The sequence below is a fragment of the Rhodopseudomonas sp. BR0C11 genome, from assembly GCF_010820945.1.
GTDB lineage: Bacteria > Pseudomonadota > Alphaproteobacteria > Rhizobiales > Xanthobacteraceae > Rhodopseudomonas > Rhodopseudomonas palustris_H.
Genome location: NZ_QTKI01000319.1, coordinates 1 through 5,787 on the forward strand (window position 1 = coordinate 1; position 5,787 = coordinate 5,787).

Annotated in this window: 5 protein-coding genes; 3 read left to right on the forward strand and 2 right to left on the reverse strand. The window is 66.4% G+C overall.

Annotation, left to right across the window (positions count from 1 at the left end):
* Positions 1-1,083: xanthine dehydrogenase family protein molybdopterin-binding subunit (locus DYI24_RS19815; RefSeq protein WP_164573525.1), on the forward strand; the 1,083-nt coding region annotated here is incomplete at its 5' end.
* A gap of 357 nt (positions 1,084-1,440) precedes the next feature.
* Here DYI24_RS19815 and DYI24_RS19820 read toward each other — a convergent pair.
* Positions 1,441-2,655, reverse strand: a complete 1,215-nt coding sequence (locus tag DYI24_RS19820; RefSeq protein WP_107355344.1) for an ABC transporter substrate-binding protein — start codon at positions 2,653-2,655, stop codon at positions 1,441-1,443.
* Between the two features lie 195 nt (positions 2,656-2,850).
* Positions 2,851-3,651, reverse strand: coding sequence for a hotdog family protein (locus DYI24_RS19825; RefSeq protein WP_164573526.1), 801 nt, complete (start codon positions 3,649-3,651; stop codon positions 2,851-2,853).
* 101 nt (positions 3,652-3,752) lie between these two features.
* Between DYI24_RS19825 and DYI24_RS19830 the strand changes: the two genes are divergently transcribed.
* Together DYI24_RS19830 and DYI24_RS19835 are read left to right on the forward strand one after the other, a co-directional pair.
* On the forward strand, positions 3,753-4,229 hold the full coding sequence (locus DYI24_RS19830) for a YaiI/YqxD family protein (protein WP_164573527.1): 477 nt from the start codon (positions 3,753-3,755) through the stop codon (positions 4,227-4,229).
* Between the two features lie 10 nt (positions 4,230-4,239).
* A partial coding sequence (locus DYI24_RS19835; RefSeq protein ID WP_164573528.1) for an ABC-F family ATP-binding cassette domain-containing protein occupies positions 4,240-5,787 on the forward strand: 1,548 nt, incomplete at its 3' end.

The following is a 5,787-nucleotide window of genomic DNA, read 5'->3' on the forward strand; positions in this document are numbered from 1 at the left end:
ACCTACGACAGCGGTGATTTCGCCGGCGTGTTCGGACAGGCGCTGGAACAGTCCGACTATGACGGCTTCGCCAAGCGCAAGAAGGACGCGCGCAAGTCCGGCAAGCTGCGCGGCATCGCGGTCGGCTCATATCTGGAAGTGACGGCGCCGCCGAACCCCGAACTCGGCAAGATCGTGTTCGAGGAAGGCGGCACGGTGCGGCTGATCACCGGCACGCTCGACTACGGCCAGGGCCATGCGACGCCGTTCGCGCAGGTACTCAGCACGTTTCTCGGCGTGCCGTTCGAACGCATCCGGCTCGAACAGGGCGACAGCGATATCGTCCACACCGGCAACGGCACCGGCGGATCGCGCTCGATCACCGCCAGCGGCATGGCAATCGTCGAGGCTTCGCAAAAGGTGATCGCCAAGGGCAAGAGCGCCGCGGCGCATCTGCTGGAAACCGCCGAAGCCGACATCGAATTTGCCGACGGCCGCTTCACCGTCGCCGGCACCGACCGCAGCATCGGCATCATAGACCTGGCGCAGCGGCTGCGCGGCGCTGAGCTGCCGGAGGGCGTCCCCTCCTCGCTCGACATCGATCACACCACCGAAGGCGTCCCCTCCGCCTTCCCCAACGGTTGCCATGTCGCCGAGGTCGAGATCGATCCGGACACCGGCGTCACCCGCGTGGTGCGCTACACCGCGGTCAACGACTTCGGCACCGTGGTCAATCCGATGATCGTCGCCGGTCAGCTCCATGGCGGCGTCGCCCAAGGCATAGGCCAGGCGCTGATGGAGAAGGTCTCGTACAACGCCGACGGCCAGCCGATCACCGGCTCGCTGCAGGACTACGCGCTGCCGCGGGCCGAGGACATCCCGCTGATGACGGTCGGCGACCACCCGGTGCCCGCCAAGACCAATCCGCTCGGCACCAAGGGCTGCGGCGAAGCCGGCTGCGCCGGCTCGCTTGCCACCATCGTCAACGCCGCGCTCGATGCGCTGAAGGATTACGGCGTGACGACGCTCGACATGCCGCTGACGCCCGAGAAGGTCTGGCGCGCGATCCACGACGCCAAGGCGAAGACGAAGACAGCAGCGTAGTCCCCCCAGTCATCGCCCGGCTTGACCGGGCGACCCAGTATTCCAGAGCATCCCCCGAGGCTGAAGGGGCCGCACAAGTGGCACTTGGTCCGGCTCACCGCGGGCGCTCTGGAATACTGGATCCCCCGCATGCGCGGGGGATGACGCTGTGCTTGTGGCACTGCGCCTCCTCGAAAGAGATTGTCATGCGCGGGCTCGACCCGCGCATCCATCGCGCGCGTAGCGCGCAAAAGGCCGCATCCTATCGAAGAAGATGGGTCGCCGGGTCGAGCCCGGCGACGACGTCTTTTAGTAGGGTGAGACGCCGCAGAACAGACGGTGTCCCCTCCGCTCTCCCCTTGTGCAGAGGCCTGCTCTCTACTCCGCCTTCACCAGCGGACAACCGCCGTCTTTCAGCGGGCGGAAGGCCTGGTCGCCGGGGACTTCGGCGAGGACTTTGTAGTAGTCCCAAGGCGCCTTGGATTCTTCCGGCTTCTTGACCTCGAACAGGAACATCGAGTGCACCATGCGGCCGTCCTCGCGCAGGAAGCCGTTGTCGGTGAAGGCGTCGCGCACCGGAAGTTCGCGCATCTTCGCCAGCACCGTCTTGGTGTCCTTGCTGTTCGCCGCCTTCACCGCCTTCAAATAGTGCAGTGTCGCGCTGTAGGTCGCGGCCTGGTTCATCGTCGGCATCCGTTTCATGCGTTCGAAGTACTTCTTGCCGAACTCGCGGGTGCGGTCATTGAGGTCCCAATAATACGCCTCGGTGATGATCAGGCCGTTGGCCATCTTCAGACCCAGGCTGTGGATGTCAGAGATGAACATCACGATGCCGGCGAGCTTCTGGCCGCCGGTGACGATGCCGAACTCGGCCGCCTGCTTGATGGTGTTGATGGTGTCGCCGCCGCCATTGGCCATGCCGATGATCTTGGCCTTCGACGACTGCGCCTGCAGCAGGAACGAGGAGAAGTCGGCGTTGTTCAAGGGATGCCGCGCGCTGCCGAGCACCTTGCCGCCCGCCGCCTTCACCACTTCGCCGGTGTCGCGTTCGATCGAATGGCCGAACAGATAGTCTGCGGTGATGAAGAACCAGGTGTCGCCGCCGTTTTTGACGATCGCCGAGCCGACGGTGTGGGCGTTCGAATAGGTGTCGTAGGTCCAGTGCGCGGTATAGGGCGAGCACGATTTGCCGGTGATGTCCGACGACGCCGCGTCGGTGACGATCATGATCTTCTCGAATTTCTTCGACATCTCCATCGCGGCAAGCGCGGTGGCCGAGGTCGGCAGATCGACGATCATGTCGACGTTTTCGTTCTCGTACCATTTGCGCGCCAGCGACGCGGCGATGTCGGGCTTGTTCTGCACGTCCGCCGAGATGAACTCGATCGGCTTGCCGAACATCGTGCCGCCCATCTCCTCGATCGCCATCTTGGCGGCTTCGACGTTCCCCTGGCCGCCGATGTCGGAATACACCGACTGGAAGTCGCCGAGCAGACCGATCTTGAGCGGAGCCTGTTGCTGCGCGAAGGCGGGTGCGCCGAGCAGCAGCGGCGCGGCCAGCATCATCGCTGCCGCCCGTTGAACGAGTGTCATATTTCCTCCGGAATGATTTTTTGATTTGTTATCAGTTCGGCCGTTTCGCCGGCTCCCGCGCATGAATGGATGTGCCCCCGCCCTCCCTGTTGCTAAGATCGTCGGCAAGTATTCTCGCTGCGCTCGCCCGCAAGGCGAGAGGGGCAGAACGTCGCATGACGTCGCCCGCCGTCCGCCTGACGGAATAAACCTCTGCTACGCGGCCGCCTGCTGCCGCGGGGCGAAGATCGCGACGTGGTGACAATGCGCCACCGGCCGGTCGCCGTTCGCCACGATCAGCGCGTCGAACTCGGCGAAGCGGTGGCCCTTCTTGTCGTAGTTGGCGACCACCTTGGCCCGCGCGGTGAGCACATCGTCGCCGCGCGCCGCGGCGAGCAGCTGCATCTTCGATCCGACATGGATCCACGGCCCGAGCACGACATTGTCGACCAGCACGCGGTTCATGATCCGCTGCAGCGTGCCGGGATGGATCAGATCATCGCGTTGGTAGATCGGATCGGTCTCGCGGATCTCGTCGAGATAGGCGCGCAGCTTCGCCCCGCCCCAGTTCACCGGTGCGGTGCCGAACCAGTGCCCTTCGGGAAACGACGACGCATCCACCGGCGGCCGGTTCGTCGCCGCGGCGGTCTCCGGATAGGCGGACAGATGGACCGCTGGCGCCCGCGCCGGCAGTGATGCGCTGCCGGTGGCACAGAGCTCGCCGCAGCTCTCGACCGCGAGCGTAATGGCCTCGCTCTGCTGCTCGCCGGTCACCGTCGCGGTCTCGCCGTCATACACCGGCTTGACGAACCGCGCCTCGATCAGCCCGCGCTCCAGGAAGTCCCGGCCCCAGCGGGCGACCGGCAGATGCATCATGTAGGCCATCACCTCGACCCCGGGCACCAGGCCGCCGGTGAAGCCGAAGCGGCGGGCGACGGTGTCGTCGTGCATCTTATTTTCAGATTGTTTGGCGGTGTTGAAGGCGCTGACGCGCCAAGGCGCAAGCGATGCGGCCATGGTGTCTCCCGGTTTGCCCGATCTTGTTGGCGATCGTTGCCGGCGATGCTACGCCACTGCGCCGGCAACGCAAGGCCGCCCAGAGAACCGCACACCGCCCGATGACCGACGCCCTCACCCGCATCTATGTCGACGCCGACGCCTGTCCGGTGAAGGACGAGGTGTACAAGGTGGCCGAGCGTCACCATCTTCCGGTGACGGTGGTGGCCGGCGGCTTCATCCGGGTGCCGCCGCATCCGCTGATCGAGCGTGTCGCCGCCGGTTCCGGCATGGATGCGGCCGACGACTGGATTGCGGAGCGGATCAAACCGGGCGATATCGTCATCACCGCGGACATTCCGCTGGCGAGCCGCTGCGTCAAAGCGGGCGCCACCGCGATCGCTCCGAACGGCAAGCCGTTCACCGAGGAGTCGATCGGCATGACGCTGGCGGTGCGCAATCTGATGACCGATCTGCGCTCGACCGGCGAGATCACCGGCGGCCCACGTGCGTTTTCGCCGCGCGACCGCTCCACCTTTCTTTCGGCGCTCGACAGCGCGATCCGCAGGATCGCGCGCCGCAGGGCCGCTCCGACCTGATGGACCGACCATGGCGCCGCCGCTGATCCAACTGAAAGACATCGCGCTGACCTTCGGCGGCGCCGCGCTGTTCGACGGCGTCGAGCTCGCCGTCTCAGCCGGCGACCGGCTGTGCCTGATCGGCCGCAACGGCTCTGGCAAATCGACGCTTTTGAAGATCGTCGCTGGCCTGATCGAGCCCGACCGCGGCAACCGCTTCGTGCAACCCGGCGCCACCGTACGCTATCTGCCGCAGGAGCCGGATTTCGACGGCTTCGCCACCACGCTGGCTTATGTCGAGGCCGGGCTCGCGCCGGGCGACGACCACTATCAGGCCGCCTATCTGCTCGAACAGCTCGGCCTGCATGGCGACGAGAATCCGGCCAATCTCTCCGGCGGCGAGGCCCGGCGCGCGGCGCTGGCGCGGATTCTCGCGCCCGATCCCGATATCCTGCTGCTCGACGAGCCGACCAACCATCTCGACCTGACAACGATCGAATGGCTGGAAAACGATCTCGCCCAGCGCAGATGCGCGATCGTGATGATCAGCCACGACCGCCGCTTCCTCACCAACCTGTCGCGCGCCACCGCCTGGCTCGACCGCGGCGTGATCCGCCAGATCGACCGCAGCTTCTCGCAGTTCGAAAGCTGGCGCGACGACGTGCTGGCCGAAGAGGAACGCGATCAGCACAAGCTCGACCGCAAGATCGTGATGGAAGAGCACTGGCTGCGCTACGGCGTCTCCGGCCGCCGCAAGCGCAACGTCAAGCGGCTCGCCGGCCTGCACGAGTTGCGCGCCCAGCGCCGCGACTATCGCGGGCCCACGGGCGCCGCCTCGCTCGCCGCGGCCGAGGCCGACAAGTCCGGCAAGCTGGTGATCGAAGCCAAGTCGATCAACAAGGCCTGGGGCGACCGGCCGATCGTCGATGCGTTTTCGATCCGGATCAATCGCGGCGACCGCGTCGGCATCGTCGGCCCGAACGGCGCCGGCAAGACCACGCTGATCAGCCTGCTCACCGGCGCGCTGGCCCCCGACAGCGGCACGGTGCGGCTCGGCACCAATCTGGAGATCGCTACGCTCGACCAGAGCCGCGACAGCCTGGATCCGAAATCGACGCTGAGCGACGCCCTGACCGGCGGCCGCGGCGACCAGGTGATGGTCGGCGGCAAGCCGCGCCACGTGATCGGCTACATGAAGGACTTCCTGTTCACCCAGGAGCAGGCCCGCACCCCGCTGGAGGCGCTGTCCGGCGGCGAACGCGGCCGGCTGATGCTGGCGCGCTCGCTGGCGAAACCGTCGAACCTCTTGGTGCTCGACGAGCCGACCAACGACCTCGACCTCGAAACCCTCGACGTGCTCGAGGAGATGCTCGGCGACTACGACGGCACGGTGATCCTGATCAGCCACGACCGCGACTTCCTCGACCGCGTCGTCACCTCGGTGATCGCGCCGGACGGTGGCGGCAAATGGATCGAATATGCCGGCGGCTATTCCGACATGCTGGCGCAGCGCGGCGCCGACCTGACGCGGCAGCCAGCCAAGGCGGCCGCGGCCGAACCGACGGCCGCCTTGGCTGGC

Coding starts and splice junctions, on each gene's coding strand:
- DYI24_RS19825 (WP_164573526.1), bottom strand. CDS start 3,651: ATGGCCGCATCGCTTGCGCCTTGGCGCGTCAGCGCCTTCAACACCGCC.
- DYI24_RS19830 (WP_164573527.1), top strand. CDS start 3,753: ATGACCGACGCCCTCACCCGCATCTATGTCGACGCCGACGCCTGTCCG.
- DYI24_RS19820 (WP_107355344.1), bottom strand. CDS start 2,655: ATGACACTCGTTCAACGGGCGGCAGCGATGATGCTGGCCGCGCCGCTG.